The organism is Pseudovibrio sp. WM33 (assembly GCF_001623165.1).
Lineage (GTDB): Bacteria > Pseudomonadota > Alphaproteobacteria > Rhizobiales > Stappiaceae > Pseudovibrio.
The window spans coordinates 1-1,389 of sequence record NZ_LMCK01000155.1 but is presented as its reverse complement, the minus strand read 5'-3'; the positions used below and the strand labels follow the sequence as shown (position 1 = coordinate 1,389).

General features: G+C 51.3%; 2 protein-coding genes. Both read left to right on the top strand.

The annotated features are described in order from the left end of the window. Nucleotides 1-764, top strand: a 764-nt coding sequence (locus PsWM33_RS26525; RefSeq protein ID WP_208994771.1) for a hypothetical protein, incomplete at its 5' end; no start/stop codon positions are given. A 46-nt stretch (nucleotides 765-810) separates the two neighbouring features. Further along, nucleotides 811-1,236, top strand: coding sequence for a hypothetical protein (locus PsWM33_RS26520; protein WP_063302260.1), 426 nt, complete (start codon nucleotides 811-813; stop codon nucleotides 1,234-1,236). Nucleotides 1,237-1,389 lie beyond the last annotated feature (153 nt).

The following is a 1,389-nucleotide window of genomic DNA, read 5'->3' as shown; positions in this document are numbered from 1 at the left end:
GAAAAGGATCAGTTGCAATGAGCCTGACACAAAGCCTGAAAGAGGTGGTTCAATCCACCACAGCTCTTACTGAAGCCGTGCAGAAAACCTACTCACAGCACAATGCTGAGATCCAAAAAATCCTGAATATCGCCCCAGAGCTTCAGCGGACTTTCTACGTGGATGCTGTGAATGGTGACAACAGCAATGATGGCTCTCAGGATGCGCCACTTAGAACTCTACGCAAGGCTGCTGACCGGGTGCCGCGCCAAGGCAGAGGTCATATTCATCTTCTGAGTGATTATCATATGACCGAGGCAGTTTATGCCAGAGACTGTTATATCAATGTTTACGGCGATGAAACCGGACATCGCAGGGTTACCTTTGGAAGCTATCTCCATGCGAGTGATGGCGAAGAGAGCCGTGCATTACATGGTTTCAGATGGGTAGGATCAAGTTACTTTAATTTTTGTTATCTGGATCTCAGACTGCCCGTTGTTGTTACTGATCAGGTCGGAGTTTCTTCAAGCACTTATTCAGCTATCGTCTCTTGTGCCACTTCTGCCAACACTGGCAATCAGGGGGTGACATTCAGATACGGCAATATCCACATCCCTACGGAAGAGGAAGGTGCTCCTGCTGGTCATGTACTCGGACCTGCTGGGCCGGTTGCCGTTTTCTTCTCAAACATAACGGCCTCTGGCGCTGGTCTGAAAAAGCGTATCAGCCGAAATGATCGTGCAGGCTCTTATGTGATGAATATCACCCTTGATGAACTTCCATAGGCTTTAGCTAATCTCCCTTTTTGACTTGATCTCATAGGATCGAATTATGCCAGATGTAAACGAACAGACCGACAACCTGAGCCTGAAACATGCAGGCAAAACCTACATTGCCTGGAGCAAAGCGGACTTGAAAGCGGCTGGTGTGCCACAGGCTACCATTGATGAAGCCCAAAAAGGTGCCCGTCTCACAACCATCAAAGCAGAATGCCGCAAGCGCATTTATGCCCGCGCCAGCGCTGAGACCCAGATGAATATGGCAACGGCTGCTGCTGCCATTGCTGGCAAAGCCGTTGCTGATCGAAGTGCTGATGAGGTCACGCTTTTGACCAGCACAAAGGCTGCACTGGATTGGGTGGGTGCTATGCGCTCCAAATGCCTGGAACTTGCTGAAGATCCGGGCACTGATTTCACACAGGATGCCAGCTGGCCGGAGTGCCCGCCAGAAGTGGTTGCGCTGACAGAGCAGTTCTAACAAGCCGGAACATATCCGGCGAGATAATCGCCCGGTGACTTCAATATGGAGCGGAAGGCCCGGAAGGTTCCGGGCACCGGGCATCCCGCGCTAACAAGAAACCCGGCCAATGCAATGAAGCATAACACTGCTCCCGCCGCATCAACTCACCTG